Origin of the sequence: Paenibacillus camerounensis, from assembly GCF_000723885.1 — a bacterium.
In the GTDB taxonomy this organism is placed as follows: domain Bacteria; phylum Bacillota; class Bacilli; order Paenibacillales; family Paenibacillaceae; genus Paenibacillus_AQ; species Paenibacillus_AQ camerounensis.
On the sequence record NZ_CCDG010000006.1, the window covers coordinates 138,133 to 164,764 of the forward strand.

General features: G+C 40.6%; 17 protein-coding genes. 9 read left to right on the forward strand and 8 right to left on the reverse strand.

The window, feature by feature from the left end; genetic code table 11:
- Positions 1-20 precede the first annotated feature (20 nt).
- A complete protein-coding gene (locus tag BN3772_RS31680) occupies positions 21-6,635 on the forward strand; it encodes an SNF2-related protein (RefSeq protein ID WP_042196273.1) in 6,615 nt (2,204 codons plus the stop codon).
- A gap of 508 nt (positions 6,636-7,143) precedes the next feature.
- Here BN3772_RS31680 and BN3772_RS02450 read toward each other — a convergent pair.
- The 6 genes from BN3772_RS02450 to BN3772_RS02475 form a co-directional block, all read right to left on the reverse strand.
- Complete coding sequence (locus BN3772_RS02450) at positions 7,144-7,848, reverse strand: hypothetical protein (RefSeq protein ID WP_042196275.1); 705 nt, start codon at positions 7,846-7,848, stop codon at positions 7,144-7,146.
- Positions 7,849-7,876: 28 nt separating this feature from the next.
- On the reverse strand, positions 7,877-8,626 hold the full coding sequence (locus BN3772_RS02455; protein WP_042196277.1) for a hypothetical protein: 750 nt from the start codon (positions 8,624-8,626) through the stop codon (positions 7,877-7,879).
- A gap of 33 nt (positions 8,627-8,659) precedes the next feature.
- Positions 8,660-10,594, reverse strand: a complete 1,935-nt coding sequence (locus BN3772_RS02460; RefSeq protein ID WP_244444666.1) for a UvrD-helicase domain-containing protein — start codon at positions 10,592-10,594, stop codon at positions 8,660-8,662.
- Positions 10,587-12,602, reverse strand: coding sequence for an ATP-dependent nuclease (locus tag BN3772_RS02465; RefSeq protein WP_042196280.1), 2,016 nt, complete (start codon positions 12,600-12,602; stop codon positions 10,587-10,589). The genes BN3772_RS02460 and BN3772_RS02465 overlap by 8 nt, the downstream gene beginning before the upstream one ends.
- A 489-nt stretch (positions 12,603-13,091) precedes the next feature.
- The gene (locus BN3772_RS02470) at positions 13,092-15,650 is read right to left on the reverse strand and encodes a DEAD/DEAH box helicase (protein ID WP_042196283.1); all 2,559 of its coding nucleotides are present in this window, start codon (positions 15,648-15,650) and stop codon (positions 13,092-13,094) included.
- Positions 15,643-16,608 carry a HamA C-terminal domain-containing protein gene (locus BN3772_RS02475; RefSeq protein ID WP_157643529.1) on the reverse strand — a complete coding sequence of 322 codons (966 nt, stop codon included), beginning with the start codon at positions 16,606-16,608 and terminating at the stop codon, positions 15,643-15,645. The genes BN3772_RS02470 and BN3772_RS02475 overlap by 8 nt, the downstream gene beginning before the upstream one ends.
- Positions 16,609-17,058: 450 nt before the next feature.
- Between BN3772_RS02475 and BN3772_RS02480 the strand changes: the two genes are divergently transcribed.
- Complete coding sequence (locus BN3772_RS02480; RefSeq protein ID WP_209443605.1) at positions 17,059-18,042, forward strand: DUF3991 and TOPRIM domain-containing protein; 984 nt, start codon at positions 17,059-17,061, stop codon at positions 18,040-18,042.
- A gap of 253 nt (positions 18,043-18,295) precedes the next feature.
- On the opposite strand, the gene BN3772_RS02485 is transcribed toward BN3772_RS02480, so the two are convergent.
- Both BN3772_RS02485 and BN3772_RS02490 read right to left on the reverse strand, forming a co-directional pair.
- Positions 18,296-19,342, reverse strand: a complete 1,047-nt coding sequence (locus BN3772_RS02485; RefSeq protein WP_042196290.1) for a hypothetical protein — start codon at positions 19,340-19,342, stop codon at positions 18,296-18,298.
- A 140-nt stretch (positions 19,343-19,482) separates the two neighbouring features.
- Positions 19,483-19,707, reverse strand: a complete 225-nt coding sequence (locus BN3772_RS02490; protein WP_042196293.1) for a hypothetical protein — start codon at positions 19,705-19,707, stop codon at positions 19,483-19,485.
- A gap of 547 nt (positions 19,708-20,254) precedes the next feature.
- Here BN3772_RS02490 and BN3772_RS02495 point away from each other — a divergent pair.
- From BN3772_RS02495 to BN3772_RS02525, 7 genes are all read left to right on the forward strand, one after another.
- A complete protein-coding gene (locus BN3772_RS02495; protein WP_052380344.1) occupies positions 20,255-20,746 on the forward strand; it encodes a hypothetical protein in 492 nt (163 codons plus the stop codon).
- Positions 20,727-21,962, forward strand: a complete 1,236-nt coding sequence (mobP3, locus tag BN3772_RS02500; protein WP_042196296.1) for a MobP3 family relaxase — start codon at positions 20,727-20,729, stop codon at positions 21,960-21,962. The genes BN3772_RS02495 and mobP3 overlap by 20 nt, the downstream gene beginning before the upstream one ends.
- 290 nt (positions 21,963-22,252) lie before the next feature.
- The gene (locus tag BN3772_RS02505; protein ID WP_042196299.1) at positions 22,253-22,912 is read left to right on the forward strand and encodes a hypothetical protein; all 660 of its coding nucleotides are present in this window, start codon (positions 22,253-22,255) and stop codon (positions 22,910-22,912) included.
- 35 nt (positions 22,913-22,947) lie between these two features.
- Positions 22,948-23,655 carry a hypothetical protein gene (locus tag BN3772_RS02510; protein ID WP_042196302.1) on the forward strand — a complete coding sequence of 236 codons (708 nt, stop codon included), beginning with the start codon at positions 22,948-22,950 and terminating at the stop codon, positions 23,653-23,655.
- 36 nt (positions 23,656-23,691) lie between these two features.
- A complete protein-coding gene (locus BN3772_RS02515) occupies positions 23,692-24,543 on the forward strand; it encodes a hypothetical protein (protein ID WP_042196305.1) in 852 nt (283 codons plus the stop codon).
- Positions 24,540-25,025, forward strand: coding sequence for a hypothetical protein (locus tag BN3772_RS02520; protein ID WP_042196427.1), 486 nt, complete (start codon positions 24,540-24,542; stop codon positions 25,023-25,025). The genes BN3772_RS02515 and BN3772_RS02520 overlap by 4 nt, the downstream gene beginning before the upstream one ends.
- Positions 25,006-26,610, forward strand: coding sequence for a VirD4-like conjugal transfer protein, CD1115 family (locus BN3772_RS02525; RefSeq protein ID WP_086074358.1), 1,605 nt, complete (start codon positions 25,006-25,008; stop codon positions 26,608-26,610). Before BN3772_RS02520 ends, BN3772_RS02525 begins: the two co-directional genes overlap by 20 nt.
- Positions 26,611-26,632: the final 22 nt, after the last annotated feature.

Consider the following 26,632-nt stretch of genomic DNA (forward strand, 5'->3'; position numbering starts at 1 on the left):
ACTAGAAAGGAGAGTCTGATATGAGCCGCATTCAGCCCTTGCACCACCTATACGCATCCGCTATTGGAGACATCACTGCCAGCGGAGACGCCTGGAAACAATACCTGCTTTTTGCTGCATCCATATACAAATACTCCTTTGACAACAGTCTGCTTATTTATACCCAACGCTCGGACGCAACCATGCTGGCTCCCCTGCCATTGTGGAATCAGCTAGGCCGTTATGTGAGAAAAGGAGAAAAGGGCATTGCCGTCTGTGATTTCCAACAAGGTACTCCGACAATAAGCCATCTGTTCGACGTCACCCAAACAACAGGCAAGCTGGCGCCTGCTGTCTGGAACTTAGAGCAGCTTGATCCAGACGAATTAGCTGGGCGGCTCACCTCCTACGATACGCTCAACCTTGCTGAAGCCATCTCCCGGCTTGTGCATGACACGATTCATTCATCCTGGGAAGAGTGGCTGCAAGGCATTGAACATGATATTCACGAGCATTTCTTAGGTAGTATTCCCATGCTTGGACTTGAACAGCACATGGGGGATGTAATAGAAGATAGTGTTCGCTATATCATCCATCGCCGCTGTCAATTGCCCGAACCGAACCATACCGACTTTTCAACCATCATTCATTTTGATACTCTTTCACTAACTGCACGCTTGGGCTATCAGATCAATAATCACGCTCGAAGTCTGCTCACAGACATTGCTCGTTACGTAAAAATAATGGAACAAGAAAGGAGCTTGGCTCATGAAACATCCCGACAAACCGACCTTGACGTACCACGAAGTGGACGGATTATTGTATCCGAGCCTTCAAATCTCGAACGAAGCGACAACCGATCAACAAACCCTGGGCAAATTCGGACGACTGGCACTGAATCATCTGCGGAATCACCACCCGCAACGCTTTCAGATTCTCCAGATGGAGGGCAATCTGATGACGAAAATGCAGCAAGTCGAACAGGAGGCAATCGAACGGATGGAGCAATTGACCAACCAACTACTTCACCTTCAGCCCATGCCGCAGACGGACGACACACTGGAACGGACACGACATTTGAACCATATCAAATCAACAGCCGAGGAACTGGTAATGAACGACATCATTCTGAAACCGCAATAATTGAAGAAAGTCTCCCTTCCCCCACCTCATCCGAGCCGCCATCAAGCGGTTCTTTTTTTATGCGCGACAAAGATGCGATTCCTACCGAAAAGCGAAGCGGAGAAGACATGCTGGCCTATTTGATTGTAAGTAATAGAAGCTCCTGGGCAACAAAACAACATGTTTATCAGTTCATAATAGATAGCCATCCTGTTAAATCGGCTGATCTTATCTCCTTTTTAAAACCACTGTATGGAATCAGCGGAGCAAGAGGCGATTTTGGGAATGGTCTTGTAGGCTATATGTTTGATGGCAAAGGAATTACGATTTCCTGGGAAGACATAAACGGATCGCATGAAGAACATTTTAAATGGAAGAAATTCAGTGACACATTACTTCAATTAATTGCAGAAGGACGCTATGACGAACACAAAGCTCCTTTTCCACCTGTAGAGCCAGAATGGACGTTATTTAATTATTCGAACGAGCAAGTAGAAATTGAAGATGATTTCAAAAAGTCCGAGGATGACCAGCAAAACTTATTTAATCATGCTGATGGTCAACATCAAGATGCTCCTTCTCCATTCATAAACACCGAAACCACCAATGACAGTATAATATCTTCTCCAAATGCTCAACCCAATCCCTCCACTATGACAAATTATCGCTTTCAAGCCGAACAATCTCCTTTTGTGTCTGGCCCAAAGAGCAAGTATAAGCAGAATGTGAAGGCGATTCGGCTACTCAAGCAATTGGAATCAGAACAGCGGCAAGCTACAGCAGATGAACAGCATGTTTTAGCCGGTTATGTTGGGTGGGGCGGATTAGCCAATGCTTTTCATCCTACTGCGACTGGCTGGGAAAGCGAATATGCCGAACTGAAGCAACTTTTAGATGAAGACGAATATGCAGCTGCTCGTAACTCCACCATTACATCCTTCTATACCGAGCAATCCTTAATTCAGACCATCCATGCGACTTTACTTCGTTTCGATCTCACCTCTGGTGCTAGACGCCGCTTGCTGGAACCTTCTATGGGTAGTGGAAACTTCTTTTCCGTTTTGCCGCCTGAATGGGATGATGCTGAACTTCATGGCGTGGAGTTGGATTCGCTAACAGGAAGAATTTCACGACAGCTCTATCCCAAGGCGACCATTCATATCCAGGGCTTTGAAACCATAGACTGGCGCGAACAACGCTTTGATGCTATCTTCTCTAATATCCCGTTTCATAACATTCGTATTCATGATCACCGCTATAGCAACAGTCACTACATTCACGATTACTTCTTTATCCGTTCGCTGGACTTGCTCAAGCCTGGCGGCATGTTGGCTTTTATTGTCAGTAAAGGCACAATGGATAAACAAGACTCCAGTGTACGTCAGATCCTCGCACAAAAGGCTGAACTAGTCGGCATGGCTCGTTTGCCCAATACGACCTTCCAATCTCTTGCGGGCGCTACAGTCACTACAGATATTGTATTTTTGCAAAAACGGGAGTCACCGCTTCCCCTCACCCAAGCAGACATGCCCGAATGGATCGAGGTTGGCGAAACGCCAGATGGTGTGCCCGTCAATCGTTATTACATGTCCCATCCTGAAATGCTGCTCGGACAAATGCAATGGGATCGGGGAATGTATGGAGCAGAGAAATCCAGTGCATGTATTCCATATGAAGGACAACCTCTGCTACCTGCTCTGGAGCAAGCGCTGGGTACACTACAAGCTCATTTTCCAGATTTGCCGAATGAGGCAGCTCAACCCCATAACAATAGCTCCTCCCTCTTACTGGATGAGGAAAAAGAACCCGTCCGAAAAGCACCACCTGGCACAAAAAACTTTACGTTTATCGTCGAACAAGAACGCATCTATTATTGTGAGAATGGTATTCTTCTCCCTCAAGACATCCAAGGAAAAAAAGCAGATCGCATCAAAGGCTTATGCATCATACGCGCGGCGCTGCTAGACGTCATCGAAATTCAATCCCGTGAATACGGCTATGAAACAGAAGAACTGGAACAAGCTCAATCCAAATTGAATCATATCTATGACCGTTTCGTTCATCAGCATGGCGCTATTAATGAACGAGCCAACACCTCTGCATTTGCCGATGATGACCAACTACCGTTGTTGCGCTCCATTGAAGATTTTACCGAAGATAAAATCTGGATGAAAGCTGCTATCTTTAATCGCCCGACAATTAAGATTAACACCTTGCCAGAACATACGGATGATCCGCTGGAAGCCTTGCAAATATGCCTGAATCACCGCTTACGCATTGACCTGCCATATATCGCCCATCTCTGTGAAATAACAACCGATGAAGTGCGAGAAGCGCTGGGAGAACGCATTTTTCAAAATCCGCAAGCCTATACAGGTGATGCAGATGAAGGCTGGGAGTTGGATGAAGAATACTTATCCGGCAACGTCAAGGACAAGCTCGCCTATGCCACGCTCAAAGCGAAGGAGTACCCGGATGTATTTCAGCGGAATGTCGCCGCACTCACTCGCGTCCAACCTGCTCCGCTGTTGCCAGGAGATATTGACTTCCGTATCGGCAGCCCTTGGATTCCGGTCAAAGTGTATCGGGCTTTTATGTATGAAACATTCGGCACGGCCAGAATCATGCAGGACTCTCAGACCATTGATGTGGACTACCTCGAATACACCAATACGTGGCGTGTAGCCGGTAAATCTATTGAACGAGGTTCCATCAAAGTTAACCAGACCTTCGGTACAGGACGAGCCAATGCTTACGAGATTTTTGAAAGCAGCCTCAATCTGCAAAGCATTACCGTGCGTGATCCGGTCACCTATCTGGATGCAAGTGGCAATGAACAAATTAAGTATGTGGTTAATGCAAAGGAAACGATGATTGCCCGCGCCAAGCAGCAGCAGATGAAAGAAGCATTTGCCTCCTGGCTCTTTCAGGACAAGGAACGGGCCACAACACTACTCTCCATTTATAATGATAAATTTAATACGATTACTCCACGCAACTATGACGGGGAACATCTGGTATTTCAGGGTATGAATCAGGAAATGAGTCTCCGTAAACATCAAAAAGATGTAGCCGCCCGTATTATTTACTCTGGCACAGCGCTTATGGCTCATGAAGTTGGTGCAGGTAAAACGGCGGCGATGATTGCTTCTGGCATGTATTTGAAACGAATTGGAGCAGCTCACAAGCCTTTATACTGCGTCCCCAATCACTTGACCGAGCAGTGGGCCAACGAATTTTTACGCTTCTTCCCCTCTGCTAATGTATTAGTCACCACGAAGAAAGAATTTAGCTTAGCTAACCGTCAGCGGTTCGTTTCCAAGATTGCAATGGGGAATTACGATGCTGTCATTATTGGCCATTCACAGTTCGAGAAAATTCCCATCTCCCATGAACGGCAAGAGCAGCTCCTGCAAGATGAAATCCGGAACGTCTCCCATACGATTAGCCAAATGAAAAAAGAAAAAGGCGACAACTGGAGTATTAAGCAGATGGTCGTATTTGAAAACAACCTGAAATCCCGCCTGGAACGGTTGATGAATGAAAGTAAGAAGGACGACCTGCTCACCTTCGAACAGCTTGGCGTGGATATGCTATTTGTCGATGAAGCTCATGCCTACAAAAACTGCTTCACCTTTACCAAAATGCGAAATGTAGCTGGAATCGGCAAATCCAGCAGTCAGCGGGCCACAGACATGCTACTAAAATGCCAATACTTGCAGGAAATGAATCAGGGTCGTGGTGTCGTATTTGCTACAGGAACACCGATTAGTAACAGCATGTCCGAGCTTCATGTCATGCAGCGATTTCTTCAGCCCCACTTACTGCAAAGGCTGGGACTGAATTTCTTTGATAATTGGGCGGCAACGTTTGGTGAAGTTGTCTCCTCCCTAGAGATTACGCCCGAAGGCAGCGGCTACCGTATGAAATCCCGTTTTGCCAAATTTCATAATTTACCGGAACTAATGAGCATGTTTCGTCTCGTTGCTGATATTCAAACTGCCGATATGCTAAAGCTCCCCGTACCACAATTAGAGGGCGATAAGGCAAGCATTGTCATCAGTGATCGCTCCCTTTATCAAGCGAAAATGATGGATGAATTTGTTGAGCGGGCTGAGAAAATTCGGAACAATGAAGTCGATGCTAAAGAGGACAACATGCTCAAGATGACTCATGAGGCCAAGCTCATGTCCATTGACCCACGCCTGGTTCATGAGGATGCTCCTGCTGATCCAATGTCCAAACTGAATCTTTGTATTAACAACGTCTTTGATATTTGGCAGGAGACGCAGGCTGATCGACTTACCCAAGTGATTTTCAGCGACAGCGGTACGCCAAAACCAGAGCACTTCAATGTATACGATGAAATGAAATCCCAATTGGTTCTTCGCGGTATCCCGGAGCAGGAAATCTCCTTTATTCATGATGTAAATACGGACACTGCACGGGAAGTATTGTTTGAGCAGGTACGCCGCGGCGAAGTCCGTATACTGTTAGGCTCAACGCAAAAAATGGGAACCGGGACGAATATACAAACGAAGCTCATCGCTGCCCATCATATTGACTGTCCATGGCGACCTTCTGACATTATTCAACGGGATGGTCGCATTCTGCGGCAAGGCAACCAAAATGAAAGCGTGCGTATTTTCCGCTATGTGACTAAAGGAACCTTTGACTCATATTTATGGCAGATTCAGGAGCAAAAACTGCGCTATATTTCGCAAGTCATGACTGGTAAAAGTATTTCTCGTTCCTGTCAGGATGCCGACGAAACGGTATTATCTGCAGCAGAGGTAAAAGCTGTTGCGGTCGGCAATCCGATGCTGGCAGAGAAGATGGAAGTGGACAATGAAGTCATACGCCTCAAGCTGCTCAAAACAAACTGGCATAACGAACAAGTAATGCTGGAAAGGCAGCTTATTCAACATTACCCGCAGGTGTTGGCTTCCTGTGCTGAAAAGTTGGAGAAATATCAGGCAGATTGGAAGCTTGTTGAACAGGACCAGCATCAGGAGTTCTCCGTCACCTTTGATGGTACAGTTTTTACCGAGCGTCCCCAAGCAGGAGAAGTGCTGCTGCTCTTATCCAGAGTCACTGAACTGGAACATCAGGCCGTGATAATAGGTCAATTCAAAAACTTTGATATTCTGCTGTCCCGCTCCAGTTTTGAACATGTAAATCTTCATCTGAAGGGAACAGCCACTTACATGGTTGAGCTTGGAGATTCAGCTTTGGGCAATATAAGCAGGTTGGAGAATCTGCTGGAGAAAATACCTAACAGGATCGAGGCAACCAAACAGCAGCAACAAGAAACACTACACCAGATCGAAACAGCTAGGAAAGAAAGTGGGAAACTCTTTGATTTTGAAGATAAATTGAATCAATTAGTTGCGCGGCAATCTGAGATTAACTCTGCATTGGAGTTTCAAGAATTGCAAGGACATAATCAAATTGTAGAGGAGGTAGACACGGAAAAACAAGTCTCAATGAATGAAGAAGCGGCCAAATCGGAAAATGAGGGGCAAGTAGTTTAGGTGAAACAAGAATACGTATGTTATTTTTAAATGTATAAAGATAATATCTCGAATATTTTGAAAGGATTGAGTGCATTATAGAAACAAGAATTGAAAAATTCAGAAAACGAAAGTTATATTTTTGAGATAGGAGAATCTTCGTTAGGCAATATCTCCCGAATAAAGAATGTAATTGAGAAGTATACACTGTTCCTCAATCAGTTGAAGAACAAATATCTTAGACCAACTTAAAATAGCCAAAAATGAAGTCAAAAACCTTTTAAATTTAACAACCAGTTACAAGCATTGGTCTCACAGCAATCTGGAATTAATTCCGCACTAAAGTTTGATGATTCATTGTACATTAAAGTGATTGTTGATGATACGAATATTTAAAATGAGCAATCTTCCAATGAAATGAATAAGGAATTGGAAAGAGGAATGTAAAAACCCTTCTTAATGGGAAGGGCCTTTAGTACTCTTTAAATTGTATCCGTCCATCATTATCATGATACTACTTACCAAGGGTTTACTCATATCTAGATATTCTATCATTGTTTTTGGGAGATGGTTTGTCCCTCAAAATTAACTCAATTGTTTCTCCATAGTCAACTCTTCTAGTCTCATTAATTGACAAGAGAATTTCTTCATATGTTTGTAATTCGCCTTTGTATTTTTGCAACTTTAAGTATTGGATTTTATATGCGTGTAGATAGTGTCTAATAAGTAAAAGATATATTCCGAACAACGCATATCCCGAATAAACTAAACCGTCTTTGTAATTGATGTTAAGTCCGATATAGGGAAGTTTTTCAGTTAACATTTTCAAATCATTATTACTCATTACTAATCCCCAAAAAAAGATAATGAAAGGAACAGGTGATGTATACTTAACAAACTCAATTTTTTTATCACATAATTCTAGAAACACCTCATTTCTTCCAATAGCGTTCTTAAACCCAGCTATCGGATACTTCCATTTCTCTTTAATACTTTGAATATGGTCTCCCTGATTTAGATAATCTAATAATTTTGAATAGTCAATGTAAAAAGAGTAAGCAAGGTATAAAACTAATAACCATTTTAGATGTTTAGAATATTCAAATAGTACTACTGGAAGATAGTGATTGCCAATGTAGTATATAATAATGAGGAGAATTAATGTTACCGACGTTGACTTTAACGTGGAAAAAAAAGCATACTTCCTATTTTCCGAAATACTTTTTAGACTCATACAATCCTCCTTGCAATATTGTTATAATTCATCTTCGAAATAGCTTTTTTAATGTTATCTTAACATTCTTCACGACGTTACTTTCTCTTCTGTTTTTCTTCATAACCATTTCTTTAAACATCATCATTATAGCAAAGACAGTAGTTGTCATACCTAGTAACAACAAGCCATAATAAATGTTCCACCATTTCGGAACCCATTCTAGAGGCACAATTAAGTGTGCAATTGTAAAATAAAGAATAACCGCACTAATCCAAAACAAAAATACAGATAGATGATATAAGATTCTAAAAAGACTTCCTAAAACTACAAAGATAGGATTATTAAATGTATCACTTTTAAACTGTTTATGATTTTCATAGATAATGTCATGAGCATCCCAATACTCATTTTCAACCATCACAAATAGCCCTTTTATTTCATCCAATAATTCTTTCTCATTTGACCTGTTGTTTTCATTCTTATACTTTTTGTAAACACCTCTTAACTTATAAAAGTAATCCAATAAGAACGAAGAAGCGATAAATCGAATTTTGGAATCCTTACTCGAATATTCATCCATAAAAGATTCTATTTTCTCTAATTTCTTCGTTTTGTCTTCTGTTTCCGTAATAATAAGTAGCTGTTCAAACATTGGAGAATAGACCTCATTGTAGCTGTTAGTTAATTCTTTGAGGAATGCTTCTCTTTTTTTAGATGTGTGATTAAATTGATATCCAATGTATGCTGTTATTAATGCAATGATAATAACCGAAAGATCAATCCCCAGAACTTTCATATCTTTCGTCCGCTCCCGCACATAATATTAAGTTTAAACAATACTTACATCTAGAACCTCAACATAGGCATTCTGTAAAAGCTCATACAGCGATGAAATGCTATTATTAGACTGCGCCCTTATTTGAATATCACCAAATCTCGATGTTTCTCTGGAAGCACTAAAAGTAAAGAAGCATTGTTTCTTTGCTCTCGATAAGGCAACGAAAAATGCACACATATCTGCAAGTGTCTGAGTGTTAAAACTCCAAAATGCATCATCCTCTAATCCTAAAAAAATGACCGTATCATACTCTAGCCCTTTACTTTTATGAATTGTCATAACAGGTACGCTAAATAAGCCCAAGAAATCCGAGATACTACTATTCCAATCTAAATGTTTTAAATACGCATCAGTTAATTTTTCAACTGCTTCCTTTGTTGTTTTCTTGAAATAAGTTCCACTTGCATACTTAGGATGTAACCGGAATAATCTTTCTAGTCCTACAAAATTGAAAATTCCATTTACAATCTCACTGAGAGCTTGTTTGCAAAGTTCCTTGTCGTTAGACAATTGTTGTAACTCATTTTTTAATTGTAGAATGTGATCGTTCAGGTTAGATTCCATGTTCAGTATTTTAATATGATCTTGTTCCATATCATAACCATTCACAAAGGTTAGCACTTCTGATACCCTAACCCAAGAATCATGAGTTTTCTCCCCTGTTGCTAAACTTATAAAATCAATAATAAGCTGAACACACTCTTCTGCGATTAAATCCTGATACTCCTTTTCTATTCGTGCGTGTATTCCTTGCCGCTCTAACTCATTGATTACAGCATTGCCATATATCTGTTCTTGTTGTTTTACAAGGATACAAATATCGCGCGGAGAAATATTTTGTTGCTTAATTCTATTTGCTATACTCGTAGCAACAAAAGTTGCTTCATCTAAATGAGTCTGGAAATTCCAAACCTGGCACAGTCCTTCTTGGTTACTATGCTGGCTAGATACTTTGGCATCTGTGGCATTTTGATTTATTATTTTGGCTAAGACATTCTGAATTTCGATAAGTCTTGGAGCAGACCTATGGTTCTGTGTTAACTCAATTTGCCCTGCATTAAAGTCACGCTTAAACTGTTCAAAAGAATCTGTTAGCGCTCCAGCCCATCCCATAATTCGTTGTTTATCATCCCCTACACTTGTCAATATTGTGGGAGTTCCTAAAAATATTGTCTTTACTAACTCATATTGCAGATAAGTTGTATCTTGAAATTCATCTAGAAAAACATGACTATATGTTAGTTGAAGTGCCCTCTTTATCATGGGATTAACTTGTAATAAATAATCAGCAAGTTTGGAAATCATGGGAAACGTCAATGTACTTTGAAGGTTGCCCCTCCCATGTGCTAGAATGTCCCAGAGTTTTACTAGAATCCAAGAATAGATGTCCTGTCCATCTTCAAATATAGGTAGGCTCTCTTCAGACAAACGTTTATATAAGATATTAAAATTAATTTCGTGTTGCCAATTAGGTCGGTTAGGATGCCGCTCTGTAATATAACCAGTTGCAATATCACGTATTTCTCTAGGGGTAAACACCAAATTATATTCCTTTTCAGGTCGATAAGCTTCTGGAATGCCTAATCGAAAACGATCTAGCAACTGTTTCGCAAATGAATCAAACGTTCTTGATTCAAAACGTGCTGCTAATTCTTTACCACATCTTAATTCAACCCTTTTTTTGAGGTTTTCTGCAGCATCCGTTTTAAAACTGATTGCTAATATTTTTTGAGGGGACGGACATAAATTAGTTTGTAAAAGAAAACATGCACGTTGTGCAAGTAACTCTGTTTTACCTGCACCTGGGCCTGCTAGAATAAGATTATTCATCTCATTTCTTACAGCGATTTCTGCGGCAGGTTCTAATGTAAAACCATCTGCCGGAATCCAGTATTCGGGTTTAATATATGACATATTTTCATGCATTCCTTTCAAGTATTCCTTTCACCCGCTGTACAATGTTTTTAAAAACCTCTGGCATATTTGTTCGTAAGTTTTCATCAGTTATTTTTAATAAAGCATCAATATGTGTACTTGGTTTACTTCTGCCTAAAAATAGAGTGTTGTACCAAACCATTAGTTCATGTTGTTCAGACGTATAAGTATAACCTGTTGCATTTTCGTTTTTTAAGGCAGCTATAATTCCCCCGTTAATCTTCTTAGCATACTCCTCTGGTTTCTTACTCTTATCCGGGATGCTAGGACCTCTCGGTACTGTTTCTTTGTATGCTCTTGGAAATGTCTCCAACATAAGAAAATCTAAATCCATAGGAGATGAAAAGAAAACATTATATTTTTCTTCCTTTAATCTTGGCATCCAAAAATCGTTCATTGATTTCAACCAATCCAGATTCATAGGATAATCATCAAATTTCTCAAGATCAGCGTCAGTTAACATCGCTTCTCTCTGCCCATTGTCATACCATACCTTTAATAAATCATCAGGATTTCGCCCATTAAGTATTAGCTGCTTAATTCCATATTTAATACGACTCCAGCCTCCACCGCCACGTTCACGATCCAAGTCCAACAGCGTAATGTGGGGAATATTCAAATCATTAAGAAGTTTCCACATATGATTAACGTGTCTACCGCCTAAGGGAACAATCGATATGCCATAATCATCAGCATACATATTGTTAACTTCCAAAACTCTCGGAATAACAATTTCTTCAGAATCACCTTCCCCCAAAATGACTAACCTTGAAAAATAGATTTCAGGGTAAGCCCTGACAGCTTCTTTAATATACGTGTATGCTTCTGATTTCTTATCAGGTAAAGCTACCTTTTTCACAATTGTTGTGTAGTTCTCTTGGTCAATTCTCAAATGAGCTAAATTTTCTGGATCTACACGTTTAATAATTGAAGCACTATGTGATGTCAACACAACTTGTGCGTTGTTCTTCTTTGAAATATTCTTTAAGTTATCCATTACTCTGCCTAGCAAATGTGGTGATATATGATTCTCTGGCTCTTCCACAGCAAGGAGAGTTAAAGATGCATTTGATTTTCCTGTAATTTTGACTTCTGCTTCAAGTAGTGATGACACCAGAGATAAGTAGAATAAAGATCTTAGACCATCACCTAGCTTATCAACACTATATTCGCCTAAATCATGAGTGGGAGAGAACGAAACCTCAATTTTTCTTAATATTGAAGCTAGTGTTGAGCTGCTAAACTGCAACTTAGCATCTTGATATCGAGTGTCCTTGTGATACTTCTTCCACTCATCACTAATTACACTTCTAATCTGAGAAACCCCATTAATTCCATTAAATAGTTCGTTTACTGGCCCCATTTTTGTCTTTATAGTTTCGTCAATATCGTCCGGCCATGAAATATTGTTTAAAATCCTCCACAGTATTGTTCCAGAGGCATTACGTAATTGTGTTGATGGTTCCCTTACTGCAGGTACGTATAAGACTTGTATTGCAGAACGTTGGTGCGGCGTAACCGGGATAAAATTCTCATCTGTCTCTGAGACTCCTTCTGCTACAGTTATAAAGAACAGCTTTTGTTCAATTTCACCTTCTGGAGTATTATCAGCAGTCCATTTTCCTACTAATCTTACACGTAAATAAGGAGCTTCAGCAGTTGAACGTACTACAAGTTGATTAAAGAAAGGTGGAATACTCGTTCTGCTTTGCTCATCCGCTGAGCTATCAGCCAATTCAGGAAAATCAATTCTAGCTTCAATTGATAATTCACGCTCCTTTATCGATTCAACTGTTGATTGCTTAGGAATATGGAAGTCTGATTTTTCCAGAGTTCGATCATGTGAGGTTACTCCAAAAAGTTTAACTAACCCATGTATTAGTGCAGTTTTACCAGAGGAATTCTCCCCTACAAAACCAGAAAGTTTATTCAAATTTATAGTTTTTCCATCGTTACCAAAACTCCTAAAATTCTTTAAACATAATTTTGATATTTCCATTGATGAGTTCCTCCTCAATAATATATGTCCATAAATTTGAAACACTAAAATTGAACTATTTTTACAATATCCATAAGTCTATTGAACTAATTTCGACATTTTCCTTCTTATTCCTTTTAAAACTCTATTTTTTAAAGGAGTTGGTCATAAAAGATACCCTATTGCCATTTTTGCATTTCATTAGCCCTCACTATTTATCTGCTTTAGTTAGCGAATCTAACGGTCGAATATTTTAAGAAAAAATGCAGCCACTTCGAAGGAAGATAGCTGCATTCATTCTTTAATATTGTTATGGAAGTCAAGTTTATCCCATTGGTCCTGTATTATTAGGTAAAGAAGTTCCAATAGACCCAGATCTACCTAATTATGAATGGTTAGAACTTCGAAGGAAGATAGTTGCATTCATTCTTTAATATTGTTATGGAAGTCAAGTTTATCCCATTGGACCTGTATTATTAGGTGAAGAAGTTCCAACGGACCCAGATCTACCTAATTGTGAATGGTTAGAACTTTTAATATCTCTGCTACAACAATTGGTGAAAATCCTAAAACTTCAACATCCATTGACCTTAACCATTTAAGACAGTCTTCTGGTTCAAAAGAATCACTTGTTATATATTCAGATATCATTACTGCAGATGTTCTTGACATTCCCAATGCCATGAGAGAAATCTGCGTTTTTTGTGAAGCCCCGAATTCGAGCCACAGCTTTAATTGCGGAACTTCCTCTGCCAATTTAGCTTGGTTGATACTTTCAAGATAAAATTGCAAGATATCATTGTAACATGAAGAATACTTTAGAAATTTAAATCTTGCATACTCTTCAAGGTCCCTCATCGTATCACGAATCACTGCGTCAAGTTTCTTAGTTTTCCCAATTTTATTATTCCAATACCTCCAGTTTCTATCAATTATTCTTGAAAGGCTCCAGCCGCGAAGCCAATTTAGAACAAGTAAAGCATGAGCGTAAGTTAACTCTGGAACATCTCCCGATAAGTATTTACTAATTCTATCTATTAAAGCACAATAATTATCAAGAGCATCCTCATCTTCAGGAAGAGATGGTATTAAATCAGATAGATCATCATCATAGCTTTTAAAGTATTGAAATAAGTCTTGTTGTGCATATGGGCTGATACCTGGATTTTTTAACAGAATACTCTCAGGCAATTCCACTTTTTGTAGAACCTCTTCACTCATACCACTAAGCGTAGATAAAAAAATCGAATCATATTTGCCTTCCAAATGATCGAAAGAGCCTCTTCTCATATACTCTGCTAGAAAATATGTAAATGCATACTCGTATTCTTGAGCTGCGTTTGCTTTTACACGCGGGGTTAGCTCCTCGATGTATTTTAATAAATGCTCACTATTGTGTTCGATAATTTCATCTACTGTTCTGCTTATATTATACTTTTTTCGCGAAGTAGGTGGAGGATCATTCCAGACACGTTCAACGTTTGGATCAATGCAAATGACATTCCCTTGAAACTCTTTCCCCTGCCTTCCAGCTCTACCCGCTAGGTTCCAAAAATCAATTTCACTTAATGGTCTTCCCTTTCCTTTTTTAGGTCCTCTCATAAAAATTGATTTGGCGGGTAAATTAACACCTTCTATTAATGTTGAAGTACAAACAAGGAATTCAAGCTTTCCACTTTTAAATAAACGTTCGATTTCAGCCTTTATTAGTAACGGCATGTTTCCATAATGAAATCCCACGCCTCTACTTAATACTACATTTAAAGAGTACTTGCTATTGATTGATTTAGCTGATAATTCAATTAGATCAATAACTTCCTGATCTCTTGTATTGTTTTTATCACCTAATAAATCCCATAATTGCATGGCTGTTTTTTCTGCATCTGCTGCACCGTTCACATACAACAAATTCCCGCCTCTTTTATCTGCTAATGCATAAGCAACTAGAGGTAGTCTTTTACTTTCGTGTGTGGGTCTTGAATCAATATTAAAGCCTCCGAGTGAATAACTTGTTTCACCATTACACAAACTTAGCGACCATTCTTTTGGCTTTCTAGGTACTTGAGAAGCCCAAAGAAGATTTTGATTTACAGCAATATATTCTGATTGTATCGGTTTTGCCGAAGCACTTTCTGGTGCATCTTCAAGAAATATCTCCGGATTTTCTGTAGAAGGACTTGAAAACAAAAATTTTGTAGATGTGGATCTCCTTGTAAGTTCCTCAATTGCTTGCTGTAATAGAATTCCACGAGATCCATCTCCTATTTTTTGTGCTTCATCAGTTATAACAATGTCAGGAATAAAATCAGGCTCTTCATTTAGAATCCATAACAGACGTTCCTGGGTGAATATATAAATTTGAGATTTTGTTCTCCAATCCTCATTGAGTGCAGGAATAGAGCTAATCGTAATGTTATCTAAGCCATATTTATTAAAGGCCTCTATAATATCTAATTCAACCTGCTGAATTAATGCTCTGGTAGGTACAATATATACGGCTATCGAATATTGAGATTTTATAAAATGTTCCTCTAATATTCTTAATAATATGTATGATTTACCTGCCGAAGTTGGAGCTGAAATACTCACCCAATCGAAAGAGTTAACACCTTGATACACTAACCATTGAAATTTATTGATTTTTTGTAGAGATTCAGTTTTCGAATTGTAAATTGAATATTTCATATCCCTCCCGATTCTCTCCAACAATAAAGGACTCGGGACTTGATATTCATAATTCTCTGATAAATACTTCCTCTCTATTGCCAGTTTGATAGATGGAGAGTTTGTTAGGGTATCCATTATTACTGCAGCGGCAGCTTTCTGATTATCTAGGACTTCATTTATCAAACAAAACTGTGCTATTCGTAGTGCCGCGTCTAAGCATTTGCCATCCTCAGAATTAGCGAGAATGCTCGCACATAATAGCATATAGTTCCAGTCTATATTGTTTTCTTCTTTCTGGAAGCATGAAAATTGACTCTTTACAGACCTTACAACTAAATCCATATAGCGTTTGTGAAAGCCAGGAATAGAAAACAACTTTTCAGGTAATGTAGAATTAGACATATTTTAGTTCCTCCAAGAAAGCACTTCTAAAATCTTCAACAGAAGGAAAGGGAATTAAAAAGACTTCTAATATATAAGAATCCAGCGGACTTCGATTTATTAATCTTCTTTGAAGCTTTTTAAGCCAATCATTATGTTTTTGAGTAACTTCTCCAATCACATCTTCAATTGTTTTTTGATTTGGAGAAGTAGGGTATACATCCTCATTAAACCCAATCATGCATATCCCTCTATACTGTAACTTATTAAACAAAGCATCATCAGGGTCGAGATACCTTAACATTGCTGATTCAAGCTCTTCATCACATAAATCAATATTACCAGTTATCAACTGTAGATCTCTAAACTGAGCAGCATTCGCTCCCCCACTATCTATAAGAAAAGGAGAGATACTATTAAAACATTCTGACATTGCATCGTCAATAGAAGAGTAGAGCTTAGATTCTCCCCAGTAAAGAGCAAGCTTATTAGTTTTTCTATCAAACTTAACATGGATACCATCAGCACCATGATAATGCATTTGTCCACTAGTTTTTAAAGGCATTTTACACAAAAATTGAGGAATCCGTAGAAACGTTTGGGAAAGCATGTATAGAAGTATTTCTCCACCTTCACCTGTATTGCTAATATCAGTAAATAATTTTCGTGCTAACATCTTTAATCGCGAAGTTTCGACAGTAGTTTTTAATCTTGCATCCTTTTCTCTGGCACGTTCTATCTCACTTCTTGGAATACAATAATCTATCATTCGAAGAGCAACTGCTTGTGCCAAATCATTTACTCTCGGATTATCATTCCCATCATGATTAATAACATAACAATGGAGATTAGCCCCCGTTTTCGATATAGGAACCCTTGATACTATCTCAGATAGGTAAGCATCAAATTCGCTACCATCTCCGCGAAGAAGCTCGTCAATATTTTTATCTAAATTATTATTGGAAGCTGGTATTGTCAATTGCAGGCTCCTCTCTGGGATATTTGGAAATATAATCCCGTGCATCTCGATACACTGCAATTCGACACTATTGTACTCCTCACCTCCCAAACATATGTACTATTCTACATAATATTACACATTTCTTATATTCTTCATAGTATCTATTAAAGTTCCATAAATTACTCAACACTCTTTAATTAGTTTAACCAGACATTATTCTTACTTCTAATTCCAACCGTAAATCATTGATAGATTCTTAATAATGGTAGAAAAAATTCAAAACAACGATCGATGCGTCAACAAATAACAAACTCAATTTTAACCATGGAACCAATCCAGTTAGAAGTAAAAAGTTAATCACTCTTATATCAATGAAAAGCGGCTTGTAACTAAAGAAATACTAATAAAAATGCAGCCAATACGAAGGGCTGCATTTTTACATTTAATCGTGAAATGGAGGAGATATTGATGGACACAAAGAAGTACTTTAGCAAAGAACAAATTGAATTGGCGAATCGAGTCAATCTCATCGAATTTGCCAATTCACACGGCTATATACTTGAAAATGGTGGTCATCGCGCATTACATGCCAAGCAGAGCGGCGGTCTTTATTTTTTTCGAGAAGGCAATAAGTACTACCATTTCTCAACAGATACCCACGGTGGACCAATTGACTTTGTTATGCAGTTTTGGAATATGAATTTTAAAGAAGCCGTTTCCTATCTCTTAGAAAACAAATTACCTGAATATAACTCTCTTTCCCATGTTGTCAAAGAGCGAGGAAAGCTCGCTCTTCCAGACAAAGCACCAAACTTCAGAAGAGTCGAATGGTATCTTATTCATATTCGAGGCATCGATTTGCAAATTGTAACTTTTCTAATGCATGAAAAAAAGTTATATCAGCAGAATAAAACTGGTAATTGTGTCTTTGTTGGTTATGATGAAAATCAAAACCCAAGATACTGTTCTCTACGTGGATGTTCGCCTGAACGTCCATTCAAACAGGACAGGGAATATTCAGACAAAAGCTATCCCTTCCATATTGCGGGCACGAGTCAGCTAATCTACGTTTGCGAAAGCCCTATCGATGCCATGAGCCATGCCACCCTGGTCAAATTAGCAGGTCGGGATTGGAGAGATGATCACCGAATTTCACTTGGCTGCTTATCCGATCAAGCCCTTGAGCGTTTCCTTAACCAGTATCCTGACATTAATGAGATCATCTTTTGCTTAGATAATGACCAGAATGCCACATTTCAAGATGGCAGTCCAGCTCCCAATTGGGGGCAGCAGGCTGCCTTTAAATTTGCCGAAAAATATGCCGATCTCGGTTATACCACCTCAGTTGAATCACCGCATGGTAAAGATATCAATGAGGATTTGCATGCACAAAGATATATTATAGCTAGGAAAAAATACTGGATTGAAGAGGAAAACAACCTTGAACTTTAAGTTCTCGTAGTGAAAATTAATAGAATCAACAAGTCTCGGAGGAGGTATGTTGTTTTATTTTTTAATCATAATAGAAAATTGGGGTAATCAAAATGAAACAACTTACCAATCCTAGACCCGTAAAGTTCTTTTTACTTGCTGACTTCTGAATCTAATTCAAATCTAAAGTGTCGTTGATAACTGAAGAAAATAAATTTTAAGACTGAATCTTTGAATTTTACAAAGGTTTAAAACTGAGATGTACCAGGCGTATCTACATTTCACTTATGATCTCATAGTACTTATCTTCAATGACTACTGTTGCATCTTCGCCTTCTCCATAGAGCTGAAGCATTTTCATGAGTTCCTTATCGGTAAGAACAATTATTTTCTTATTACTATGGAGCCATTGTTCGTTCCTCCAAACCTTTGCTTTTTCGGTAATCCCCATTCTAGTAACAATTATCCCTAAATTACCAAAATGAGTATTATTATCCAAATAAGATTTGAATCTAGTCATATCAGTTTGAACCAATTCTTCTCTGTAGTTCTTTGCATCAAATAGCAATATATCTACATTATCTCTAGAACGCAGTTGATTCAAGAAATCATTAGAACATTTGGGCCGGTTCGTTATCTGAATATCGCGACGATCTGTTTTGGATAAATTAGTGACTTGTGTCTTTAATTCCACTCCTTCTTTGTATACTTTTGCAAAGCAAGTTTTTAAAATTTGTTGTACTAGCCTTTCGAATACAGGTCCATCAGAGTAGGGTAATGTCATTAATTCATAGCGTAGATTATCAGCTTGCCATTTTTCTTCTGTGTAATTTACGAATACACTTCTAAAAAATTTTTTACCAGCCTTTTTTCCAGTTTTTTTTCTACTCCCGTAATAAAAAAAAGATTCTATTTCATTATTCTTCCTTATAGCGACAATTCCACAATTGTACTCTTTCAAGGTCTTGCACGTATTTTTTATTCTCAATAACCGTTCAAACATTGTTTCTTTTCCAGGAAGACTCATTATGAAATATTCCGGCTCTTTAAATGTAATGTATTGTATTAAGAAAAAACCTAAATCTTCTTGCTTTCCATACTCATCTATTTTTTCTTTAATTGATATATCATCACTAGCATTAAATTGAGCAAGTAATAAATCTACTTTTTTTGTCAGTAGCTTTTCATCAAAAATACTAAGCTCTCTATTAGAGCCAACCTTCTCCATATAACTTATGTAATCTACTTCAGAATATTGGCATGCTATATCTTCTTGCAAAACAATTTGATTAGTGTCAAAAAACAAATTCACAATATTCAATCAAATTCCCCCTACATTTATGCTACTCTAATCAACTGAGGTCACTTAGTTTAACTCTTCCGTCAGAATACGTAATTTCTACCCGCACTCTTCCATCATTGCATTTAGAGTATCGTATTTTTCTTCGTCGAATACTTGATTTAAGTCTTTTTGAAAACAAAATAACCACTAACTCCTTCGTTAAAAGGGATCTTCCAGCAATCATACCCTCTATATGCAGCCACCATTTCTGATTTTTTGCTTAAATCGTTATTGGAAATAAGAATTACTCCAGCTACTCCATCAATTTCAGACATTTTACCTGCTATTTCTGCTACTTCTCCCGGAGTCAATTTTGAGGTGGTATAAATCTTTGCTTCAATCAAAAACTTGTGCTCCTGCTCTTCTTTGTCCTTTACTAGAAATGCAACATCAAACGCCTACTCCACACCGGATATTCCCACAATTTTGTGCTGTTCTTCCGCCCATTGAATGTGCCCATTTATAGAGCAAAAGCTTAGAGGATTTCCCCATTTTTAAATAAATTCTTAAATGTATTTTTCGTACTTTTTTCCTTTTGTCATCTAACCATCTCCAAACAACAGATGTCAGAATACACTTTGTTCCATCAATATTTAGTATACATCATAAATACCACTGTTTTACAAAATATCATCCTCGTTATTTCGTTCTTCCTGTTATGCGAGGAACTGAAGGAAGTGAATGTGCTATCACCCTTTACCTTTGTTCTCATTGGATAAGAGAACTACCGATCCCCAGACAGAGAGGTCCACCCTCTGGATGGGGTGTAAAGGCAGGAATAGCCAAATGTCATTTGGCACAGGAAACCGCGTGGGAGCAGAGCTCCCACCGACATTTTTGAGGGTTTTCCTCCGACAATGGAATGTCACTTGTAGGAAAATCTAAAGCGAGGTGCTACCGCTGGCCCAAGCAGAAAAAACCATTCAAATAACCGTCAAGTTGCCTAAGAAGCAGTATGAATCACTTAAGAAGTATGCAGCGTCCAAACATTTAAGCATGGCCGATATTGTCCGCGCCTTTATTACAAAGGGGATGTCCATCGAAGCTTACTCTGAGGAAATTGATTTTATCACCACGATTATCCGCCAGGAAATCACTATTGCCATCGGCGGACTGAGTAATCGGCTGGCGGGGCTAGCCAGCAAGGATCTCATCATGTCTGCCGCTTCCTACTACTCCACCATCGCCATTATTACCGAACTTATAGATACCAACCGTTACACTACCTTCCGCGAGATTGAAAAAAAAGCCCGCCAGCTTGCTGTTGAGTACATGAAGATGAAGCTAACCGATGCCGAGAAGCTATTCCTCTCTGGTGACGCATTTGAACAAAACATTGAAAGCTTACGTGGAGGCAATTCCGATGTCGGCCCTGATTTATAAACAACGCTTTTTCCACCCCAACCATCCGAAAACGGCTGTCAGTAATTACGTCCATATCGGTTATATCGCTACACGTCCCGGAGCCGTCCGGCATGAAAACACGCCTCATGGTTTATTCGGCAAGCTGCAACCCGGTCAGCTCCAAGCGTTTGATTCTTGGCAGGAAGTTGCTCGTATGGCCAGGCAGATTTCCAAAGAAGGCAAGAATATGTATCGAAGTGTAATCTCTTTTCGTACCGAAACAGCACAGGAGCTTGGTCTAACTAGCTTTGCAGATTGGCAGGAATACATTGAACAACAGATGGCCACTCTCGCTGCCCACAACCGCATCAAGACTGAAGACCTCTGTTGGGCTGCTGCATTCCACAACGAAAAGGATCACCCCCATCTTCACATTGTTTATTGGGATAAGTCGCAAACCATCATGAGAAACTTTACCCATCCCGAAATCCCCAATCGCATCCGTAAACAGCTCATTAAAGATACCTTTGCCTATAAAATCAAAGAATTCTGTGCAGAGCGGGATCAGTTCAAATCGGGTATAACCGAAGTTACGGACCAAATGATCGAAGAATTTGAAGCCTACCTGAAACAACTGAATCCAAAAACATTTAAAGCCTTCCAGAGCCGCTTTCAAAATGAAGATGAAGACTCCCTATTACGTTTTCCAAAACATCACTTGGTTGAGCCCGAGGCGGTAAAGGAATTGGCCCGACAATTATTTCAACTGCGAAAGCAGATGCCGAAAACAGGAAGGCTCGCCTACAAGCTGTTGCCGGCGGAGGCCAAGATCGCGGTAGATGAAGTCGTCCAGGATCTACTACAAAAAAATCACTACCTTTCTCAAATGGTCGAGGATTATGTGGAAGCAAAGCTGCAGCTGGCCCAGCTATACACCTCCGACCCAGATAACCTGAAAAAGCAACGCAGAAAATACCAAGAGGAAGCGGAAAAACGAATCGCCAATCGCATCCTTACTAGCATTCGAACCATCATCAAGCTGGAAAAGGAAGCAGATATCAGCATCTGGAAAACTCATCGTCAATATGCCATGGCCGAGCAACTGCTGCTGGAATTGCTGAGTCGAATGGAAAGTCTATTTATGGAGGCCCAACTCGACTATGACGACAAAGCAAAAATACTGGGAGGGGATTTATCCAAACAAGCTATAAAGGAGTGGCTGCTTCGCCATAAGGATAAAGGCATGGAAAGATAGTCATGGTCAGATTACACACGCTTAAAGAGCGTGTTTTTTTCATTGTTCACTTATCCCCATATCTTGGGGATAAGCCTGTTGACAACCTGTAGATAACTCTCCTTATTGAACATTTTCATTTCAACTTCAAGTAGAAAGGAAGAATCCTATGCTTTTTACCAATGGCAAACTTCAAGCCTTTGAGCAATTGATGCGTGAAACTCCGCGTCCTCCCCTTCAACCTCAACGCAAATCCATACCTATTAAACCCACATTAACATCCTCATCCGAAATTCAAAAGGAGAAACCAAATGAAGACAAGTGACCGTTTGCTTGAAGTGCTGCGTTATCAGTTGGCAGAAATAGGACTTACCTTAGATACAAAGTACTATCCCGATGATGCTTGTATTGTTTCTTATCAGGATGATTCCATAGCGTATATTGATGAGAATGGATTCATAGCCTATCCTCCTGATAGTTCTAATGAACGTACCATTCAAGTAGCTCCCATTGTAGCGAAGGTATGGGAAATGGAACGAGCCTATCAGGAAGCATCTCCTATGACCATCCCCTCGGTCAGCGAGTACCGAAAGCTCATAGAATTTAATCGGCATATACTAGCAGCACGATATGATGGCGAGGGACAATTTCGCTTTGTCACCTGGGAGACCAATGCCGAGCGAACGGGATTGGCATTGGGTCATTATTTTCACCGGAATAAATATGAGAATGCCAAAGAGGATTTTATAACTCGCAGTGGTCTGGCAAAAGAATCAACTATCCTGGCACCTCACCAACTGTCCGTTATTCGTAAAGCTCTTCTCTACCAAGGCGCTCAAGATCTAAATATGGAAGTAGAAGAACGGATCTCCTTGGATCGAATCCTTCTTCAGATTGAGTCTATCCTTGCTCCGATTGAACAGCTTTTATTGGAAGCTGAAAAGGAAGCCTATGGAGAGCAGGAACGATAAACGTTTCACAGTTTGTAGCTTGGGAGTGACTGACCATGAAAAGCAAAGCAGAATTTTATAAAGCTTATTTTGCTGCCTTGGCAGAACATGGGGTCGAAGTGCGCCGTTCTACCTCTGCAGACTATTTGGCCGACTTATACCTAAAAGATCAACTCGTCGCCTTCTATACCCGTTCAGACAGCATCGAACGCAATCCATTCGTAACTGTTCCTGATCGCCTGATGAGTACCATCCAGGATCAGGCCCGAAAAACCGCGCTCCAGCTTGGAATTTGCACCGAAAAACCCTATACGGACAAAGACACCAAAATTGCAAACGGCGTCTATAAGCTCAGTGAGTACGGTGATGTGATTCTCGCTTGCAAGCACCATCCGCTGTTTGAATATGTCTTTTCCACCTATAAGCTGGCCCCGGACAACCAACTACCTGTACAGCGACAATATTTTTATAACAAGGATGAAGCCTTGGAAAACTTCGCTGTCCGTAGTGGACTGGTGGATGGGCGGAAATTATTCAGTGAGTCTGAGCTCGTGCTCATCCATGATGAAATGGTCAAATTCCTCATCACGCCTAACGACAAGTCGATGGAGCAGTTTGAACAGGTGCAGATCCTGATAGAAAAGCTGGAGGACTTTCTCCCTGCCTTAAAAGATCGGGAGATTCAGTTGGACTATGATGCAGAGTTTGCTCACGACTATGACGGCAACCCCGAACTGCTGGGATTAGTTGATCATTCCCGGTAACCAAGCCATCCATTTTTATAGAAGGAAGTGATTGTTTTGCCACAACCGGAAGTCTCCATTTGGGGTACCATATTGACCTGCATCGAGATTGGATTACATGTGTACGCGATTCAAGCGGAGCAGAGTAATGGCATCGTCCTTGATGCCGATTACGCCAAGGAAGCACTTAGTAAAGAGGCGCTGGAACTGGGAGAAAGACACGGAGAACATATTTACTTTGACGATGTGAAGAGTCTGGCCCCCGCCTATGAGCTGGCTCAACAAGGGGCAATTGCTCACCCCGAGCTTAGCGAATTCGCCAGTCATCCCGAAAAACTCGCCATGGAGGGCAAGTATTTTGTGCCAGAGTATTTCGGTGACTTTTCACCGCCAGAAGATACAAGATGGAACTCCTTATCCAACCTTGAAGCTTTATGTAACGGCATTTATTTCGTTAATCGGGATGAGCAGCCGATGTTGGCGGTGCATCAAACGATTGGCGAACAGGTACTATCTGAAATGGCCGTTCATGGCTCCTCTGGTCAAGGGGAGTACCTGTTGTATCCGCTGACTGATTGCGCCATACCCGTGTATGAGTTATCCGCCTCACATCCTGCAATGCTTGCCCAAGTTATAGATGAAGCAAGCCTGCTCCACACCCTATGTGATGATCACCCCGAATATGTGGGTATGCATAATTTGCATACCGAGGAATGGAGCCACATCCATGACCTGCCCGCCCCCAAGTCATTGTTTTTACAGCGGCAGTTAGACCTTGCGGCTAATCACGAGCTTCCACTGCCCAATGAATCAGCTATTTATATGCAACAAGAGATACCTACCCCTTTGCAAGCGAGAGAAGCTCCTGAAGATTTTTTCGAGCCGGCCAATGAGGAAATGGAGTGGTGAAAACCAAGCAAAAGCTGCTATTGGCGGCATTACTGTTTGGTATTGGTGGGATATTTAATTTATTTTTCACTACCGCTTTACACGGTGTCCTGTCCGGCACAACAAAGTCTCTGTCCTTCCCTTCGCTTAAACAGAGTTTTTTCAGTCTTTCCAATCATAAAGCTCACTTCATGCTGTTCCTATGCTTGCAAGGGATTATTTTGCTGCTGGCTGTATTGTTTTTCCTGGCCAATAGCCAACCCTATCAAAGCAAGCTAAAGACGGTTGCACCCGGTATTGAAACGCCGGTTCCCGTTGGGCAACATCAGCATGGTTCCGCCCGCTGGCTCCGGGAAGAAGAACTGTCTCTTGCCTTTGACACTCAGTTCCTCAACCTCTCGCATCCACTCCTGCAGCGTCTCATCCAGACCGGTTATGATGATCTGGATTTCCTCAACCCAAAAGACAAGGGGCCTTCCAGTGATGAACCTAACCCATCCTAAGGATATTCCCAAAGCAACCAGAGTATTTGATTCTACTTGCCAGCAGAAGGATTCACTCGGGTTTAAAGTGGGCGGTATTGTGCTAGGGATGCACCAAGAACGTAACCAAGAACGGCTCTACTATATTGGCGACGATGTCCATTCCCTTTGCATCGGTGCCACCCGTAGCGGTAAGTCCCGCACGATTGTACTCCAATCAATCGGTCTGCTGGGGTTAGCTGGTGAATCTATGGTAATCAGCGACCCGAAAGCGGAATTATTTCATTACAGTCATGTGTTACTGGAAAAGTTGGGATATGAAGTCCTAACACTCGACTTTCGCCATCCAGAAAAAAGCCATCATTACAATCTCCTTCAACCCGTCATTGATGCCACCTTTGCAGGCAATCAAGAACAGGCGGAGATGCTTGCCTGGGATATGACACAAGTATTGGTAGGGAAATCGCAAGGAGAAAAAATCTGGACCAACGGTGAAATGTCGGTCATTGCAGCTTCCATCCTTAGTGTTGTCTGGGACAATTTGAAGCGCCCGGAGTATCAGAACATGACAAATGTGTATTGGTTTCTAGCTGAGATGAATAAGCAGATCGGCAATAAGACACCGATGCAGGAATACATCAAACGTTTGCCGCAGCATCATCCAGCCCGCGCCTTACTTAGCATTTCAGATATTGCCCCGTCTCGAACCAAAGGCAGCTTCTACACTTCTGCGCTTACGACACTCCGGTTGTTTACCTCCAAATCCATTTATGCCATTACCCATAAGAGCGACTTTTCCCTGGCTGACCTTGGCCGGAAGAAACAGGCGCTCTTTATTATTTTGCCCGACGAAAAGACCACCTTTTATCCGGTAGCCTCTCTAATGGTATCGCAGCTGTATGAATTGCTGACCGTTCAAGCCGATGCACGCGGCGGGCGGCTGGAGCAACGGGTTAACTTCATATTGGACGAATTCGGTAATTTTACACCCATTGCCGACTTTACCAACAAGCTGACGGTGGGCGGCGGACGCGGCATGCGCTTCAATCTCTTCCTGCAAAGCTTTGAACAGCTCAAGGAGAAGTATGACGACCATGCTGCAAGCACAATCAAAAGTAACTGCCAAACTTGGATTTACCTGCAGGCGGACGACTTGGAAACGCTCCGGGAAATCAGCGAGAAGTTGGGCACCTATACCACTTCCAGCTATCAGCTTTCCGCCTCTCATGGTAAATACTCCACACCCAGCACCTCGCACAGCTTGAACCTGCTGGAGCGCAAGCTGCTCACGGTGGATGAGGTGCGGCGTGTCTCCCGCCCCTATCAAATCGTTCTTTCCCGTTCGCATCCGGCCATGATGTTCTCGCCGGACCTGGGTGAATGGGCTTTTAACCGCATGATGGGTCTTGGAGATAAGGAGCATAACCGGCGTGTCCGCGAGGAACGGGAACTGCGCCGCCCTATTCGAACGGATACGAGAGAGGAGGTGAAACTGTGGAACATCTGGATTTACTACCAAAAAGACATTGCCCGGCAACTGGCCGAACAACGCCAGCAAGCGGCAGCCTCCTCCGGCGGCTTTATGCCACCTTCCGCCGACGAGTAAAAGTGACGCTATATGTTAGACA

Bases quoted from the DNA above. Each gene is read 5' to 3' on its own strand.
- BN3772_RS02460 (WP_244444666.1), bottom strand. From the start codon at position 10,594: ATGCATGAAAATATGTCATATATTAAACCCGAATACTGGATTCCGGCA.
- BN3772_RS02525 (WP_086074358.1), top strand. From the start codon at position 25,006: ATGAACCTAACCCATCCTAAGGATATTCCCAAAGCAACCAGAGTATTT.
- BN3772_RS02455 (WP_042196277.1), bottom strand. From the start codon at position 8,626: ATGAAAGTTCTGGGGATTGATCTTTCGGTTATTATCATTGCATTAATA.
- BN3772_RS02465 (WP_042196280.1), bottom strand. From the start codon at position 12,602: ATGGAAATATCAAAATTATGTTTAAAGAATTTTAGGAGTTTTGGTAAC.
- BN3772_RS02510 (WP_042196302.1), top strand. From the start codon at position 22,948: ATGAAAAGCAAAGCAGAATTTTATAAAGCTTATTTTGCTGCCTTGGCA.
- BN3772_RS02480 (WP_209443605.1), top strand. From the start codon at position 17,059: ATGGACACAAAGAAGTACTTTAGCAAAGAACAAATTGAATTGGCGAAT.
- BN3772_RS02470 (WP_042196283.1), bottom strand. From the start codon at position 15,650: ATGTCTAATTCTACATTACCTGAAAAGTTGTTTTCTATTCCTGGCTTT.
- mobP3 (WP_042196296.1), top strand. From the start codon at position 20,727: ATGTCGGCCCTGATTTATAAACAACGCTTTTTCCACCCCAACCATCCG.
- BN3772_RS02505 (WP_042196299.1), top strand. From the start codon at position 22,253: ATGAAGACAAGTGACCGTTTGCTTGAAGTGCTGCGTTATCAGTTGGCA.
- BN3772_RS02450 (WP_042196275.1), bottom strand. From the start codon at position 7,848: ATGAGTCTAAAAAGTATTTCGGAAAATAGGAAGTATGCTTTTTTTTCC.
- BN3772_RS31680 (WP_042196273.1), top strand. From the start codon at position 21: ATGAGCCGCATTCAGCCCTTGCACCACCTATACGCATCCGCTATTGGA.